Raw genomic sequence first — 15952 nt, 5'->3', positions numbered from 1 at the left:
GCATGGTGACCCGGCCTCCCTCCTCCGGTCCCGCGCCGCGCCGTGGCTGGCGCTGGGCGCTGCTCGGCATCGCGATCGGCGTGGTGCTGACGGTGCTGATGTTCGCGCCGGCGCGCTGGCTGTCGGCGGCGCTGTCGGGGTGGAGCCAGGGCCGGCTGGTGCTGGCCAACCCGCGCGGCACGGTCTGGAACGGCACGGCCGCCGTGGTGTTCGCCAGCGGTGCCGGCGGCGCCGACGCGGTGTCGCTGCCCGGCCTGCTGCACTGGCGCATGCGTCCGGGCTGGGGCGGCATCTCCGCCAGCCTCGACCTGCCCTGCTGCGCGGCCCAGCCGCTGCAGTTGCGCGCCAGCCCGCGCGCCGGCGGCGTGCTGCTCGAATGGCAGGACAGCCGCTCGCGCTGGCCCGCCAGCATGCTCACCGGCCTGGGCGCGCCCTGGAACACGCTCAAGCTCGACGGCGCGCTCGACCTCACCACCAAGGCCTTCGCGATGCAATGGGACGGCCCCGCGCTGCGCATCGCGGGCCAGGCCACGCTCGACGCCACCGACGTTTCCTCCAGCCTGTCGACCTTGCGTCCGATGGGCAGCTACCGGCTCACGCTCGAAGGCGGCAACCGCCCCACGCTGCTGCTCAGCACGCGCGAAGGCAGCCTCGAACTGAACGGCAGCGGCAGCTGGAACGGCACCACCTTCCGCTTCAACGGCGAAGCCAATGCCGCGCCCGGCCGCGAAGACGCACTTTCCAATTTGTTGAACATCATCGGACGGCGCGACAACGCGCGTTCGATCATCACCCTGGGTTGATCCTCATGATGAAGCCACTGTTTTCGACCGGCACCGTTGCGCTCGCCGTGCGCGTGCTGATCGCCGCCACGTTCCTGCAGGCCGCGCCCGCGGCCTTCGCGCAGGCCGGCGACGCGCCGCGCCGCGGCGAGCCGATCACGCTCAACTTCGCCAATGCCGACATCGAGGCCGTGGCCCGCACCATGGCCGTGGTCACGGGCCGCGACGTGGTGGTCGATCCGCGCGTCAAGGGCACCATGAACCTCGTCACCGACCGCGCCATCCAGCCGGCGGCGGCGTTCAACCAGTTCGCCTCGGCGCTGCGCCTGCAGGGCTTCGCGGTGGTGGAGGCCGACGGCCTCTACAAGGTGGTGCCCGAGGCCGACGCCAAGCTGCAGAGCAGCGCCGTCAACACCTCCATCGGCGCCGTCTCGTCCAGCGGCAGCAACCAGATCGTCACGCAGATCTTCCGGCTCAACTACGAGTCGCCGAACAGCCTGCTGCCGGTGCTGCGCCCGCTGATCCCGCCGAACAACACCATCAACGTGAATCCGGGCAACAACTCGCTCGTGATCACCGACTACGCCGACAACATGCGCCGGCTGGCCCGCATCATCGCGTCGCTCGACGTGCCCAACGCGTCCGACGTCGAGGTCATCCAGCTCAAGCACTCGGTCGCCACCGACATGGTGCCGCTGCTCACGCGGCTGGTCGACGGCAGCGGCTCGGGCGCACCGGGCGCGGCCGCCGCCCCGGGTGCCGCCGATGCATCGTTCCGCACCACGCTGCTGGCCGATCCGCGCAGCAATGCGCTGATCCTTCGCGCGGCCAACCCGGCGCGCGTGCAGCTGGTGCGCACGCTGGTCGAGAAGCTCGACCGCCCCGCCGCCGAAAGCAGCAACGGCGCGGCCGGCAACATCTACGTGGTCTATCTGAAGAACGCCGATGCGGTGCGCCTCGCGGCCACGCTGCGCGCGGCCATGGCCGCCAACCAGCAGTCCGGCACCCCGGGTCAGCCCGGCGCGGCGGGCGGCAGCTCGGTGCCGCAGCAGAGCGCGCCGCAGGCCATGCAGGTGAACCTGAACAGCGGCGGCGGCCAGAACGGCAGCTCGCCCGCCGCCAGCGCACCGCTCAACAACGCCAACCAGCCCTCGACCGGCGGCCAGATCCAGGCCGATCCGTCGACCAATTCGCTCATCATCACCGCGCCCGAGCCGCAGTACCGCCAGATGCGCGCCGTGATCGACCGGCTCGACGGCCGCCGCGCGCAGGTCATGATCGAGGCGCTGATCGTCGAAGTGGGCGACACCGCCGCCGCGAAGTTCGGCGTGCAGTGGCAGAGCGCGCTGGGCAACAACGCCGTGCTCGGCACCAACTCGTCGGTGGCGGGTGCCAACCTGCTGACGCTGACGCAGGCGCTGGCCACCAAGAACCCGGCCAACCTCAACCTGACCTCGGGGCTGAACCTGGGCATTGCCGGCAAGATCGGCGGCCAGTACATCCTGGGCGCGATTGCCAGCTTCTTCGACAGCGACAAGGACTCCAACGTGCTGTCCAAGCCCAACCTGCTGACGCTGGACAACGAAGAGGCCAAGATCGTGATCGGCCAGAACGTGCCCTTCGTCACCGGCCAGTACGCGAGCACCTCGGGCTCCGTGGGCGTCAACCCGTTCACCACCGTCGAGCGCAAGGACGTCGGCCTGACGCTGCGCGTGCGCCCGACCATCAACGAGAACGGCACGGTGAAGCTGACGATCTTCCAGGAGACCTCCACGGTCGACCCGAACACCGTCAACAACCCGAACGGCCCCACCACCAGCAAGCGTTCCATCGAATCGAGCGTGCTGGTGGAAGACGGCGGCCTCGTCATGCTCGGCGGCCTGCTGTCGGACACCTACAACAACACGGTCGAGAAGGTGCCGGTGGCCGGCGACATTCCCGTGCTCGGCAACCTGTTCAAGAGCCAGGCGCGCACGCGCGAGAAGCTCAACCTCATGATGTTCCTGCGCCCGGCGGTGATGCGCGATGCCGTTTCCACCGAGGCCTTCGCCTACGACCGCTACGACGAGATCCGCGGCATGCAGCAGCGCTCGCAGCCCGACACCTCCAACGTGATGCTGCGCGGCGTCGACGGCGCGAACGTGCTGCCCGAGCTGGCCCCGCCGGCGCGCGCGGCGGAGCCGCCCCGGCGCGTCGAGTCGCGCATCGAAGGCACCCAGCTCATTCCGCCGCCGCGCCCGGCTGCGGACACCCGCCGGCTGGCCCCGAGCCCGCTGCGCGGCACGCTGCCGCCCACGGCCGACCCCGCCACGGCGCGCGAACTGCCCTGATGCCTCTACCATTCCCCGTCGCCAAGCCAAGAACGCACACGCCCCGCTGATCCCGCCCATGCGCTATCCCCTGCCCTACGCGTTCGCACGCAGCCAGCAACTCCTGCTCGAGGAGACCGACGACGGCAGCTACACGCTGTGGATGTCGAGCCATCCGGCGCGCAGCGCGGTCGGCGAGGTCTCGCGCAAGTACGGCGTGCGGACCTTCGAGGTGCTGGCCGACGGCCCGCTGGCGCAGCGCATCAGCGCGGCCTATGCGCAGGGCGAGTCGAGCGCGGCCGCGGTGGTGAGCGAGGTGCAGAACGAGGCCGACCTCTCCCGCATGATGCAAGAGCTGCCCGCGGTCGAAGACCTGCTGGCCAGCGCCGGCGACGCGCCCATCATCCGCATGCTGAACGCGCTGCTCACGCAGGCCGCGCGCGACGGCGCCAGCGACATCCACATCGAGCCCTACGAGCGCACCTCGTCCGTGCGCTTTCGCATCGACGGCACGCTGCGCGAGGTGGTGCAGCCCAACCGCGCGCTGCACGCCGCGCTGATCTCGCGCCTGAAGATCATGGCCGACCTCGACATCTCCGAGAAACGGCTGCCGCAGGACGGGCGCATCAGCTTGCGCATCGGCACGCGCGCGGTCGACGTGCGGGTGTCGACGCTGCCCAGCGCCCACGGCGAACGCGCCGTGCTGCGCCTGCTGGACAAGAGCGAATCGAAGCTCACGCTCGAGTCGGTCGGCATGCAGGGCGACACGCTGGAGCGCTTCGAGAAGCTCATCGCGCAGCCGCACGGCATCATCCTGGTGACCGGGCCCACAGGCTCGGGCAAGACCACCACGCTGTACGCCGCGCTGGCCCGGCTGGACGCGAGCCGCAGCAACATCATGACGGTGGAAGACCCCATCGAATACGAGCTGCCGGGCGTGGGCCAGACGCAGATCAACGCCAAGATCGAACTCACCTTCGCGAAGGCCCTGCGCGCCATCCTGCGGCAGGACCCCGACGTGATCATGATCGGCGAAATCCGCGACTTCGAGACCGCGCAGATCGCCATCCAGGCCTCGCTCACGGGCCACCTGGTGCTGGCCACACTGCACACGAATGATTCCGTCAGCGCCGTCACGCGCCTGACCGACATGGGCGTGGAGCCCTTCCTGCTGAGTTCGTCGCTGCTGGGCGTGCTCGCGCAGCGCCTCGTTCGCAAGGTGTGCACGGCATGCGCCGGCGCCGGCTGCGAGGTCTGCGGCCAGACCGGCTACCAGGGCCGCACCGGCATCTTCGAGCTGCTGGTGGCGGACGAGACCGTGCAAGGGCTGATCCACGGCAAGGCCGCCGAAAGCGAACTGCTGCAGGCCGGCGCGCGCGGCGGACTGCGCCTGATGCGCGAAGACGGCGAGCGGCTGGTGCAGGCCGGCATCACATCGCGCGCCGAACTGCTGCGCGTCACGCGCGACTGACCAGCGCCCCGGCCGCCCCATGCCCGCCTATTCCTTCGAAGCCATCGATGCCAGCGGCCAGTCGCGCGAAGGCGTGCTGGAAGCCGACACCGCCCGCAGCGCGCGCAGCCTGCTGCGGGCGCAGGCGCTCATTCCGCTGTCGGTCAAGCCGGTCGGCAGCGACCACGTCAACGGCACCGGCCAGCGCAGCGGCATGTCGCGCTGGCTCGGCGGCGGCAAGCGGGTCTTCAACTCCACCGGCCTCGCCGTGTGGACGCGCCAGCTCGCGGGCCTCGTGTCGTCCGGCCTGCCGCTGGAACGCGCGCTCACCGCGCTCACCGATGAAGCCGAATCGGAGCCGCAACGCAACCTCGTCGCCTCGCTGCGCGCGGAAGTCAACGCGGGCTCGCCGTTCGCGCGGGCGCTGTCGGCGCACTCGCGCGAGTTCTCGCCCATCTACACGGCGGTGATCGGCGCCGGCGAGCAGAGCGGCAACCTCGGCCTGGTGCTCGACCGGTTGGCCGACGACCTCGAGGAGCGCCAGGCGCTGCAGCAGAAGCTGATCGGCGCGGCGCTGTACCCGGCCATCGTCACGCTGGTGGCGATCGTGATCGTGATCTTCCTCGTGAGCTACGTGGTGCCGCAGGTGGCGCAGGTGTTCGCGGGCACCAAGCGCTCGCTGCCGTTCCTCACCACGGTGATGCTGTCGCTGAGCGCGGGCGTGCGCAACTACGGCTGGTGGATGCTCGGTGCCGTCGTGCTGGGTGCCGTCGGCATGCGGATGGCGCTGGCGCAGGAAGCCTTCCGCCTCAAGTTCGACGCGGCCTGGCTCAGGCTGCCGCTGGTGGGCAAGCTCGCGCGCGGCTACAACGCGGCGCGCTTCGCGAGCACGCTCGCCATGCTGGCCACGGCCGGCGTGCCCATTCTTCGTGCGCTGCAAGCCGCTTCCGAAACGCTGGGCAACCGCGCGATGCGCGCCGACGCGCTCGACGCGCTGGTGCTGGTGCGCGAAGGCGCGCCGCTGGCCTCGGCGCTGGCGCAGAAAAAGCGCTTTCCGGGCCTCGTGTCGATGTTCGCGCGCCTGGGCGAGCAGACCGGCACGCTGCCGCTGATGCTGCAGCGCGCGGCCAACCAGCTCGGCGCCGAAGTGCAGCGCCGCGCGATGCACCTGGCCACCATCCTCGAGCCGCTCCTGATCGTGGCGATGGGCGGCGTGGTCATGCTGATCGTGCTCGCGGTGATGCTGCCGATCATCCAGCTGAACCAGTTCGTCAAGTGACGGCCACCGCCAGGCAGGACGCAACATGCCCGTAACCCTCGAAGACAAGCTCGTGGTCGCGATCTCCTCGCGCGCCCTGTTCAACCTCGAAGAAGAAAACACGATCTTCGAGTCGGGGGACAACGAGGGCTACATGAAGCTGCAGCTCGACCGCATCGACGTGCCGGCCGCGCCCGGCATCGCGTATTCGCTGATCCGCAAGCTGCTGCGCTTCAACGACGACGGCGTGCAGCGCGTCGAGGTGGTGATCCTCTCGCGCAACGACCCGGTGTCGGGCATGCGCATCTTCAGGTCGAGCGCTGCCGCCGACATCAAGCTGCAGCGCGGCGTGTTCACGCAGGGCCGCCCGCCCTTCGGCTACCTGCGCCCGCTGCGCGCCCACCTGTTCCTGTCGGTCAACGCGCAGGACGTGCGCGAGGCGCTCAATGCCGGCTTTCCGGCCGCGCGCGTGCTGGTCGAATCGGTGAAAGCCAGCGACGCATGGCCGAACGAAGTGCGCATTGCCTTCGACGGCGACGCCGTGCTGTTCTCCGACGAGGCCGAGCGCGTGTTCCAGGCCGAGGGCCTCGACGCCTTCCAGGCACACGAACTCAGCAAGGCCGACCTGCCGCTGCCCGAAGGCCCGTTCAAGCCGCTGCTGATGGCGCTGCACCGGCTGCAGATGGCCGGCAATGCGCAGATGCGCATCCGTACCGCACTGGTCACCGCACGCAGCGCCCCGGCGCACGAGCGCGCCATCCGCACGCTGATGAAGTGGAACATCCGCGTCGACGAGGCCATGTTCCTCGGCGGCCTGCCCAAGGGCGAGTTCCTGCGCGAGTTCGAGCCCGACTTCTTCTTCGACGACCAGACGGGGCACGTCGACGCGGCCTCGCGACATGTGCCTGCCGGGCACGTGAGCAGCGGCATCAGCAACGAGCCCTGAACCGAGCGCCCGGCCTCGTGCTTGCCCCCGCTGCTGACCGGGGCAAGAATGCCGGCATGCTGATCCTCCGACACGCCGACATCCTGGTCACCATGGACGCCGCGCGGCGCGAAATCGCCGACGGCGCCGTGGTGTGCGACGGCCCCGCCATAGCCTGGACGGGTCCCACCGCCGACTTGCCCATCGCATATCACGAAGCCCTGCGCGACGGCCGTGCCGAGGCCATCGACATGCGCGGCCACGTGGTGATGCCGGGCCTCGTCAACACGCACCATCACATGTACCAGAGCCTCACGCGCGCCGTGCCCGAGGCGCAGGACGCCGAGCTGTTCGGCTGGCTCACCAACCTGTACCTGCTGTGGGCGCGCATCACGCCCGAGATGATCCGCGTGTCGACGCAGACCGCGATGGCCGAGCTGATGCTCTCTGGCTGCACCACGACCAGCGACCATCTCTACCTGTTCCCCAACGGCTCGCGGCTCGACGATTCGATCGAGGCGGCCGACGCCATGGGCATGCGCTTCCACGCGGCGCGCGGCAGCATGAGCGTGGGCCGCAGCGCGGGCGGCCTTCCGCCCGACGAGGTGGTCGAGACCGAGGAAGCCATCCTGCGCGACAGCGAACGCCTCATCGGCCGCTGGCACGACGCCTCGCGCCATTCGATGCGCCGCATCGTGCTGGCGCCCTGCTCGCCGTTCTCGGTGTCGCGCGACCTGATGCGCCTGTCGGCGGAGCTGGCACGCGAGCGCGGCGTGTCGCTGCACACGCATCTGGCCGAGAACGACAACGACGTCGCCTACTCGCGCGAGAAGTTCGGCATGACGCCGGCCGAGTACGCCGAAGACCTGGGCTGGGTCGGCCGCGACGTGTGGCACGCGCACTGCGTGAAGCTCGACGAAGCCGGCATCGCGCTGTTCGGCCGCACCGGCACCGGCGTGGCGCACTGCCCCTGCTCCAACATGCGGCTGGCCTCGGGCATCGCGCCCATCGGTGCGATGCGCCGCGCAGGCGTGCCCGTGGGCCTGGGCGTGGACGGCAGCGCGTCGAACGATGGCGCGCACATGCTGGGCGAAGCGCGCCAGGCCATGCTGCTGCAGCGCGTGGGCCATGGCCCGGCGGCGATGACGGCGCGCGAGGCGCTGGAGATCGCCACGCTCGGCGGCGCGCAGGTGCTGGGCCGCGACGACATCGGCGCGCTCGCGCCCGGCATGTCGGCGGACATCGTGGCCTTCGACACGCGCGGCGTCGCCCACGCGGGCGCCGGGCACGACCCGGTGGCGGCGCTGGTGTTCTGCACGCCGGCATCGGTGTCGCTGAGCGTGATCGGCGGCGCTGTGCGCATCCGCGGCGGCGAGTTCACCGGGCTGGAACTGGCGCCGCTGCTGGCAAGGCACCGCGACCTCGCGCGCACGCTGTACGAGGCCGCGCGGCACCCGCACACCGCCTGAGCCGCGCGGCGTTCAGCGCCGCATCGTGTCGAGCTGCGTGACGGGGGCGCTGTCGTTGCCCCACGAGCCGCGGATGTAGGTGAGCACCGCCGCCACGTCGGCGGCATCGAGCGTCTGGCCGAACGGCGGCATGCCGTAGGGGCGCGGGTTGCCCGCCGTGGTGGGCAGGAAGCCGCCGTGCGCGATGACCTGCATCAGGTTGGTCGGCCGCGCCATGTTCACGGCACGATTGCCCGCAAGCGGCGGGTAGGCGCCCATGGCACCCTGGCCCTGGTCGCCGTGGCAGTAGGCGCAACGCTGGTCGTAGATCTTCGCGCCGCGCGCCATCGTGCCGGCGTCGCGGCGGATGGGCGCCCTGGGGCCTGCGGACGCGGCCGGCGTGGCGGCCGTGTCGGGCAGGTCTTTCAGGTAACTGGCCATTGCGCCCAGGTCTGCATCGCTCAGGTATTGCGTGCTGCGGAACACCACGTCGGCCATCGGGCCCATGACCGAGCCGCGCGGCGCAACGCCGGTCTTGAGCAGCGCGACGACGTCGGCGCTCGGCCAGTCGGCCACGCCGGCCTCGTGCGGATCGGTGAGCGACGGGGCGTACCAGTTTTCCACCGCGATCAGCCCGCCCGACAGGCCGCGCTTGGCTTCGGTGGCGCCCAGCGAATTGCGGCTGCCGTGGCAGGCGATGCAATGGCCCAGCCCGTCGACCAGGTAGGCGCCGCGGTTCCACTCGGCCGGCTTGCCCGCATTGGCGACGAAGGGCTCGGGCTTGAACGAGAGCGCGCGCCACACGGCCAGCGCGGCCTGCGTGTCGTATGGAAAGCGCAGCCGGTGCTCACGGTTCTGCTCCGATGCCGGCGCCAGGCTGCGCAGGTAGGCGTAGATGGCGTCCGAATCTTCGCGCGTCACCTTGGTGAAGTTCGGATACGGAAATGCCGGGTACAGCAGGCGCCCGTCCTTGCTGCGCCCGTTGTGCATCGCGCGCCAGAAATGCGCACTGCTCCAGCCGCCGATGCCGGTCTGCGCATCGGGCGTCAGGTTGCTCGAATAGATGGTGCCGAAAGGCGTCTCGATGGGCAGGCCGCCCGCATAGGGCCGGCCGCCGCGCGTGGTGTGGCAGCCCGCGCAATTGCCGGCCAAGGCGAGGTAGCGGCCGCGCTCGACCAGCTGCGGCGTGGCATTGAAGCTCTCGGCCTGCGCGGGCAGCGCGTCCTCGCCGCGCAGGTTCATTGCCACCAGGACGCCGGAGACCAGCGCCAGCAGCACGATCAGCGCCAGCACCACCCATACGGTGCGCCGCAGCAGGCTCATGGGTGCTTCTTTCGTCACTTCGCGGTACCGCCGCAGGCGATCGGCATCGGCGCCGGCAGCGACGCAACGGCCTTGGTATTGGCCGGCATCGGCTGCGTTGCCAGCCAGCTCGCCACCGCATTGACGTCCGAGGTCCACATGCGGCGGCCGACTTCGGCCATGCAGTCGGGCGCGATGGCGTGCCGCTCGTTCGTGAGCCAGGCGCCGAGCTGCGACGCCACATAGAGCCGCGGCAGCCCCAGCAGGCCCGGGGTGGCGGGCTGCACGCCGGTCAGGGCCGCTCCGTGGCACTGCACGCAGGCCGGGAGCCGGCGCTCCGCGTCGCCTTGCAGCGCGAGCACGCGGCCGCGCTCCAGCACTTCGGGCTTGGCGTCGCTGACTGGCGAGATCGGCGGATAGGGCAAATCGAGCCCGGCAAAGTATTCGGCGATCTCGCGCAGGTAGGCGTCGGACATGTGCTGCACCATGTACGCCATGTCGCTGTTGGAGCGCCGCCCGTCGCGGAAGCTCACGAGCTGGTTGAAGAGGTAGCCGGCCGGCTTGCCCGCCAGGCGCGGAAAGTAGCCGGCATTGGTGGTCGCGCCCTCGCGGCCGTGGCAGGCGATGCATGCGGCCACGCGCTGCTCGATGGTGTCGGGCACGACGGCGGGCGTCGCGGCACCTGCAGTCCCGGCCAGGCCGGACACCACGAGCAGCAGCGCGGTCGCGGCGAATCGGAGGCCGGCCTTCATGCGCCGGCTGCGAAGTGCGCCAGGGCCAGCAGCCCGGCGATCAACAGCAGCACCAGGACCAGCGCGACGCCGATGAGCGGCAGGATGCCGACCTGAGCGGTCCGCTTGTCGGCATCGGCACGGCGGCCGCCCAGCCCGATGAAACTCCAGAGAACGGCGCGCACCGCGCCCAGCAGATTCGACATGAGGACTAGTGTGGCCCCGTCGGGCAAAAAAGAACAGATGCAGATTCGCCTCAATTGACCGGTGCAGATGAAGTGCTGCCCCGCAACGGCATGCGCTCAGCGAGCGGGCAATGCAAACACTCGGCCGCCTGATCGCCGAAGCGTCCTGAACAGCAGGAACGACGCGATGCTCACGTTCACCAGGTTCCAGCCGATGCCGTTCAGGAAGGCCGCGTGGTAGCTGCCCGTGAGGTCGAACACCTTGCCCGACATCCAGCCGCCCAGCGCCATGCCGAACAGCGTGAACATCAGCACCGTGCCCACGCGCGCGCCCGCTTCCGCCGGCGGAAAGTGCTCGCGCACGATGATCGCGTACGAAGGCACGATGCCGCCCTGGAACAGCCCGAACAGCGCGGAGATCACATAGAGCGGCACCAGCCCGTCGAAAGGCAGGAACAGCAGCAGCGCCACGCACTGCAGCACGCCGCCCAGCAGCAGCGTGCGCAGCCCGCCGATGCGGTCGCAGATGGCGCCCGACACCAGCCGGCTCACGATGCCGAAGCCCAGCATCAGCGACAGCATCATCGCGCCCTGCGCCGGACCGTAGCCGAGGTCTCCGCAGTAGGCCACGATGTGCACCTGCGGCATCGCCATCGCCACGCAGCAGGCCACGCCGGCCACGCACAGCAGGCCCTGCGCCGTGCCCATGCTCAGGCCGAAGGGCCGTGCCGGGTCTCGCGGAAGTGCCGTTCTCGATGCATTGACCTCGGCCGGCGCCTGCGCAAGCGCCGGCGGCCGCGCACGGAAGCACAGGGCCAGCAGCGCCATCGTGACGCCGCAGAAGACGCCCATGCCGATGTAGGTCTGGCGCCAGCCCACCAGCTCGACGAAGTGCTGCGCGATCGGCGGCCACACCGCGCCCGCCAGGTAGTTGCCGCTCGCGCACACCGCGACCGCGATGCCGCGCCGCTTGACGAACCACAGCGAGGTGTCTGCCACCAGCGGCGCAAAGGCCACCGAACTGCCGAGCAGCCCCACCAGCAGTGCCTGCGCCACGGTGAACGTCACGATGCCGCCCGACATGCCGGTGGCGATGTACCCCGCGCCCAGGAACACCGAGCCGAACAGCAGCGGCCACATCACGCCGACGCGGTCGGCCAGCTTGCCCATCAGCACGCCACCGAGGCCGAAGCCCAGCATCAGCAACGTGTAGGGAAGCGAAGCATCGGCGCGGGCGATGCCGAATTCGGCCTGCACCGCGGGCAGCATGACCGACACCACGTACATGCCGCTGCTGCCGACCGTCATGATCAGCAGCGTGAGTCCCAGGCGCAGCATGGCGTAGCGCGAATCCGCCTGGTGGGCGGTTGTCTCTCGGGTCGTCGTCATTGTTCTTCTCCGCGCCGGGAAGGGCCAGCGCATGTCGCGTGGCATTCTCGCGGAAGACAGCCGCAGGCTTGGTGCTGCACGGCAATGGCTGAAGCGCGCGCCGGCCGCGCCGAAGGCGCCGCAACCGCCTGCCTGCGGGGTCAGCCTTCGGCCAGCACGGGCACGGCGACACTCACGGAAGCCTTCGGCACCGGCACACCGGGCTTCGGCTTGTCGTCGCAGGCGCCCACGAGCAGGCCCAGACAGAACAGAAGAACAAAGGATGTGCTTCGCATGCGGCCATGCTATGCCTGCCCCGCGGCGCGTCAAGTCGGACGCCGCCGCGTGCCGGGGCCGCGCGGCTTCGATCAGGCCGTGGGGCGCTCGCCGCGCTGCAGCCGCTGCTCGATGTCCTCGAGCACCTTCGGCAGGTCGGCCACGCTGTCGATCACGTAGTGCGCACCGGCAGCCTCGAGTTCGGCGGTGGCGCGCGTGCGGCGCTCCTGCTGCTGCGCTTCGTCGAGCGCCTGCCACTCGGCCAGCGTGAGACCGTTGGCGTTGCCGCTGATGGCCACGCCCACGGCCCAGGTGCCCGCGTTCAGCCCTTCCTGCAGGCCGACGCCGGTGTCGTCCACCTTCACCACCGTATGCGGCGGCCACACGCCGAGGTCGGCGAAGCAGCGGTACATCATGAGCGGCGACGGGCGGCCTTCGGCGAGGTCGCCGCCGCACACCAGGTTGTCGGGCGAATAGCCGCCGGCCGCGGCGATGGGCACGACCACTTCCATGATTGGGCGGTTGTAGCCGGTGGTGGAACCGATCTTCAGGCCGCGCTGGCGTGCCACGTTCACCGCTTCGACCGCGCCCGGAATGAAGGTGGCGTGGTCGCGCGCGCTGGCTGCGCTCATCGGCGTGAAGATTTCGTAGAGCCTGTCGACGTCGGCATCGCTGAAAGCGTGGCCTTGCCTGGCTTCCCACTGGGCGGCGATGCGCGGCAGCGTGCCGAGCGCCTTGATGTGGTCCCACTTGGCCACGCCCATCGGGCCGCGCGCCTCGGCGATGGTGATGTCCACGCCGAACTGTTCGAACAGCTTCACGAAGGCGCCCATGGGCGCGCAGGAGCCGAAGTCGAGGATGGTGCCGGCCCAATCGAAGACGACGGCCTGGAGCTGGGAATGGTTGTGGGCGTTCATGGCTGCAAGGACAGGAAGAATGGGAACGGGGGCAAGCGCGGCGGGCGCATCACCATTGCTCGAAGACGTCGTGCGCAATGCCGAAGGCGGTGCTGGCGCCGCTGCCGCTGGTGACGATCACCACGCGCGTGGCGTCGTCGGGCGCGTCGATCACGCAGGGCGTGGTCTTCGACGAGGGGTACACGCCGGTCCAGCGCTCGGTGACCCGCGCGGTCTCGAGGTTGAGCGTGCTGCGCAGATGGCGCAGGATGAGCTGGTCGACCTCTTCCATCGCGAAGGGCTCCGGCGCGTCGCCATAGTGATGCGAGTCGCCCACCACCAGGGAGCCGTCGGCGCTCTGCACCACGATCAGGTGGATGCCGTGTTCCAGCGAAGCGGCCTCCTCCTGCTGCAGGCGGGCACGCAGCGCGGCGGCTTCGGGCAGCGTGCTGTAGCCCTCGTAGCGCACCAGGCTCAGGTCCGTCATCACCGAGCCCGGCAACTGGAAGCCCGCCTCGGGCTTCACGCGCAGCATCTGCAGGCGGCACAGCGTGAGCTCGTGCGCGGCCATGCGATCGGCAAAGAGGCCGTGAAGATCGGTGTTGGTGCAGACAGCCACGCGCTCGGCATGCAGCGTGCCGCGGGAGGTGCGCACGCGCGGCGTCTGCACCTCGAGCACCGCCTCGCCGAAGCGGAACGTCACGCCGTGCGCCTCGGCCAGCCACCTTGTGAGCAGGCCGATGGCGGTGCGCGATTCCACGCGCAGCTCATGCGGGCTGAACAGCACCGAGCATGCGTCCGACAGGTTCAGCGCCGGTGCCTTGGCTTGCGCATCGGCGGCGTCGAGCAGCTCGCAGGCTTCGCCCATCGGCGTGCGCATGAAGGCTTCGAGCACTTCGTGCGCCTCGGGCCGGCAGGCCGCGAGCCAGAGGTTGCGGTGCACGATGTCGATGCCCGCACAGGGCGCGATGCGCTGCCACACGTCGCGTGCGTGCATGGCGCGGCGCCAGGTGTCGCCGGGCGCCTGCCCGGTGATGGTGATGAAGCCGAAGTTGCGGATCGAGGCGCCGATACAGGCCGCGTCGCGCTCCACCACGCAGACCTTGAGGCCGCGCTGCACCGCGGTGTAGGCATGGGCCAGGCCGACGATGCCGGCGCCGACCACGACGAGGTCGAAATGATCGGGATGATGGGCTTGGGTACCGGGCATTACCGGTGCCTCCAGTTCTGGGTGCGCTCGAGCGCCCAGTGCCCCGCCAGCGCGAACACTCCGCGGCCGACGGCAGCCGTGAGCATGATCAGCGAGGCCATGGCCGCGGCGGGCGCGACGTCGCCGGCATCGTCCATGTTGAGCACGGCAATGGCGGCCAGCGAGGTCTGCGGCGAATAGAGGAACACGACGGCCGACACGGTCGTCATCGCGTTGACGAAGAAATAGCCGCCCACGTTGAGCACGGTGGGCAGCGCCACCGGCAGGTGCACGCGCCACAGCGTGCGCCAGAACGGCACGCCCATCGACTCGGACACCAGCTCGTACTCGCGGTCGAGCTGGCGCAGCGCGGTGAGCGAGGTGAGGTGCGCCACCGAGAAGAAGTGCGCCACGGTGCACACCACCAGGATGGTCATGCTGCCGTAGATGGCGCGCAGCGGGTTCGACGGCGAGATGAAGAAGAAGATGTAGCCCACGCCCAGCACCAGCCCGGGCACCGCCAGCGGCAGGTTGGCCAGCAGGTTGAGCAGTTCGCGCAGCAGGCCGAAGTGGCGCGGCTTCTCGACCAGGTAGGCCGAGACGAAGGTGATGAACGCGCCCGCAACGGCGGCGCACACGGCCAGCCGCAGCGAATTGAAGTAGCTGCCCCAGCCGCCGCCGTCCATGTTGCTGAAGTCGTAGTTCTTGAACGAAGGCGCCAGGTTGTAGGGCCAGTAGGTGGCCAGCGACGCGAACACCGCCATGCCGATCATCACGAAAATGCCGCAGGCCGTGAGCACGCAGAAGGCCAGCAGCGCACGGTCGCGCGCCTTCACCGGCTCGGGCTGGTAGGGCGTGGCACGCGCCGACAGCGCCGCCGCCTGCTTGCCGCGCACATGCCGCTCCACCAGGAACGACAGCACCGCCGGAATCAGCAGCACCAGGCCCACCACCGCGCCCATCTGGAAGTTCTGCTGCCCGACCACCTGCTTGTAGATGTCGGTCGCGAGCACGCCTGTCTGGCCGCCCACCACCTTGGGCACGCCGAAGTCGGTGATGACCAGCACGAACACCACCATCGCGGCCACGATCAGGCCATAGCGCGAGGACGGCAGCGCCACCGTGCGGAAGATGCGCCAGCGCGAGGCGCCCAGCGTCTGCGCGGCCTCGTAGAGCCGTCCGTCGGAGGTGGCCATGGCCGTGGTGAGGATCAGCAGCGCATGCGGCAGCGTCCAGAACACCGAGCCCAGCACGATGCCCAGCGGCCCATAGATCGACACGTCGCCCATCAGCCCCTTGAACAGGCCCTGGTTGCCGAACAGGTAGACCAGGCTGATGGCCGGCAGCAGAGACGGCGCCAGCAGCGGCACCAGCGCCACCGCCCGCAGCAGGCCCTTGGCCGGCATGCACGACAGCGTGAGGCCGTAGGCGTAGACGTAGGCGATGGCGGTGCAGATCACCGCGCTCAGGGACGCGAGCCCCAGGCTGTTGAACGCCGACTGCACCAGCGCCGGGTTGTCGAGATAGCGCGCGAAGTTGGCCAGGCCGACGAAGGCCCCCGCGCGGTCGAAGAAGCTCTGGCCGACCAGCGCGCCGACCGGCAGCGCGACGATCACGATCAGCAGCAGCACGACCAGCAGAACGGCCGCGCCGGTGATCCAGCGTTCTCGATCGAACGCGCTTGCGTGCTTTGCCATGGGGGGCACCATGGCGATGGTGTCTGGGGAACTGTTCATGTCGGGTCGCGACGCCGTTGTTCGGGGCGCGCGCACAGGCCGCCGGGTACTCCCCTCCGCGAATGTCCCCCGGGGCTGCGCCCCTCCTCCTTTATTT

The 15952-nt window shown here is 70.1% G+C and carries 14 protein-coding genes; 6 read left to right on the top strand and 8 right to left on the bottom strand.

Annotation, left to right across the window (positions count from 1 at the left end):
- Nucleotides 1–2 precede the first annotated feature (2 nt).
- Genes gspN through QRN67_RS31015 form a run of 6 tightly spaced genes read left to right on the top strand, consistent with a single transcriptional unit; the run spans nt 3 to nt 8193 of the window.
- Nucleotides 3–803, top strand: a complete 801-nt coding sequence (gspN, locus tag QRN67_RS31040; RefSeq protein ID WP_285414925.1) for a type II secretion system protein N — start codon at nt 3–5, stop codon at nt 801–803.
- A 5-nt stretch (nt 804–808) separates the two neighbouring features.
- The gene (gene gspD, locus QRN67_RS31035; RefSeq protein ID WP_285414924.1) at nt 809–3112 is read left to right on the top strand and encodes a type II secretion system secretin GspD; all 2304 of its coding nucleotides are present in this window, start codon (nt 809–811) and stop codon (nt 3110–3112) included.
- 58 nt (nt 3113–3170) lie between these two features.
- Complete coding sequence (locus tag QRN67_RS31030) at nt 3171–4562, top strand: GspE/PulE family protein (RefSeq protein WP_081268524.1); 1392 nt, start codon at nt 3171–3173, stop codon at nt 4560–4562.
- 19 nt (nt 4563–4581) lie between these two features.
- Nucleotides 4582–5820: a type II secretion system inner membrane protein GspF gene (gene gspF / locus QRN67_RS31025; RefSeq protein WP_081268525.1), complete on the top strand. Its 1239-nt coding sequence runs from the start codon at nt 4582–4584 to the stop codon at nt 5818–5820.
- A gap of 25 nt (nt 5821–5845) precedes the next feature.
- The gene (locus QRN67_RS31020) at nt 5846–6745 is read left to right on the top strand and encodes a 5'-nucleotidase (RefSeq protein WP_081268526.1); all 900 of its coding nucleotides are present in this window, start codon (nt 5846–5848) and stop codon (nt 6743–6745) included.
- Between the two features lie 56 nt (nt 6746–6801).
- Nucleotides 6802–8193 carry an 8-oxoguanine deaminase gene (locus QRN67_RS31015; protein WP_285414923.1) on the top strand — a complete coding sequence of 464 codons (1392 nt, stop codon included), beginning with the start codon at nt 6802–6804 and terminating at the stop codon, nt 8191–8193.
- 12 nt (nt 8194–8205) lie between these two features.
- Here QRN67_RS31015 and QRN67_RS31010 read toward each other — a convergent pair whose 3' ends face one another.
- From QRN67_RS31010 to QRN67_RS30975, 8 genes are all read right to left on the bottom strand, one after another.
- Nucleotides 8206–9495: a c-type cytochrome gene (locus QRN67_RS31010; protein ID WP_285414922.1), complete on the bottom strand. Its 1290-nt coding sequence runs from the start codon at nt 9493–9495 to the stop codon at nt 8206–8208.
- 14 nt (nt 9496–9509) lie between these two features.
- Nucleotides 9510–10226: a c-type cytochrome gene (locus QRN67_RS31005; RefSeq protein ID WP_285414921.1), complete on the bottom strand. Its 717-nt coding sequence runs from the start codon at nt 10224–10226 to the stop codon at nt 9510–9512.
- The gene (locus tag QRN67_RS31000) at nt 10223–10411 is read right to left on the bottom strand and encodes a DUF2970 domain-containing protein (protein WP_106935607.1); all 189 of its coding nucleotides are present in this window, start codon (nt 10409–10411) and stop codon (nt 10223–10225) included. The genes QRN67_RS31005 and QRN67_RS31000 overlap by 4 nt, the downstream gene beginning before the upstream one ends.
- A 96-nt stretch (nt 10412–10507) precedes the next feature.
- The gene (locus tag QRN67_RS30995) at nt 10508–11779 is read right to left on the bottom strand and encodes an MFS transporter (RefSeq protein ID WP_285414920.1); all 1272 of its coding nucleotides are present in this window, start codon (nt 11777–11779) and stop codon (nt 10508–10510) included.
- Between the two features lie 140 nt (nt 11780–11919).
- Nucleotides 11920–12054, bottom strand: a complete 135-nt coding sequence (locus tag QRN67_RS30990; RefSeq protein ID WP_267898692.1) for a hypothetical protein — start codon at nt 12052–12054, stop codon at nt 11920–11922.
- A gap of 72 nt (nt 12055–12126) precedes the next feature.
- Entirely contained in the window at nt 12127–12951 is an 825-nt protein-coding gene (gene phnX / locus QRN67_RS30985; RefSeq protein WP_285414919.1) for a phosphonoacetaldehyde hydrolase, read from the bottom strand.
- Between the two features lie 49 nt (nt 12952–13000).
- Complete coding sequence (locus QRN67_RS30980) at nt 13001–14140, bottom strand: TIGR03364 family FAD-dependent oxidoreductase (RefSeq protein ID WP_285414918.1); 1140 nt, start codon at nt 14138–14140, stop codon at nt 13001–13003.
- Nucleotides 14140–15855 (bottom strand): putative 2-aminoethylphosphonate ABC transporter permease subunit, encoded by a 1716-nt coding sequence (locus tag QRN67_RS30975; RefSeq protein WP_285414917.1) that lies wholly within the window; start codon nt 15853–15855, stop codon nt 14140–14142. Before QRN67_RS30975 ends, QRN67_RS30980 begins: the two co-directional genes overlap by 1 nt.
- Nucleotides 15856–15952 lie beyond the last annotated feature (97 nt).

The organism is Variovorax sp. efr-133-TYG-130 (genome assembly GCF_030208835.1).
Lineage (GTDB): Bacteria > Pseudomonadota > Gammaproteobacteria > Burkholderiales > Burkholderiaceae_C > Variovorax.
The sequence above is the reverse complement of the archived record's forward strand: the minus strand, read 5'-3'. Positions and strand labels throughout refer to the sequence as shown.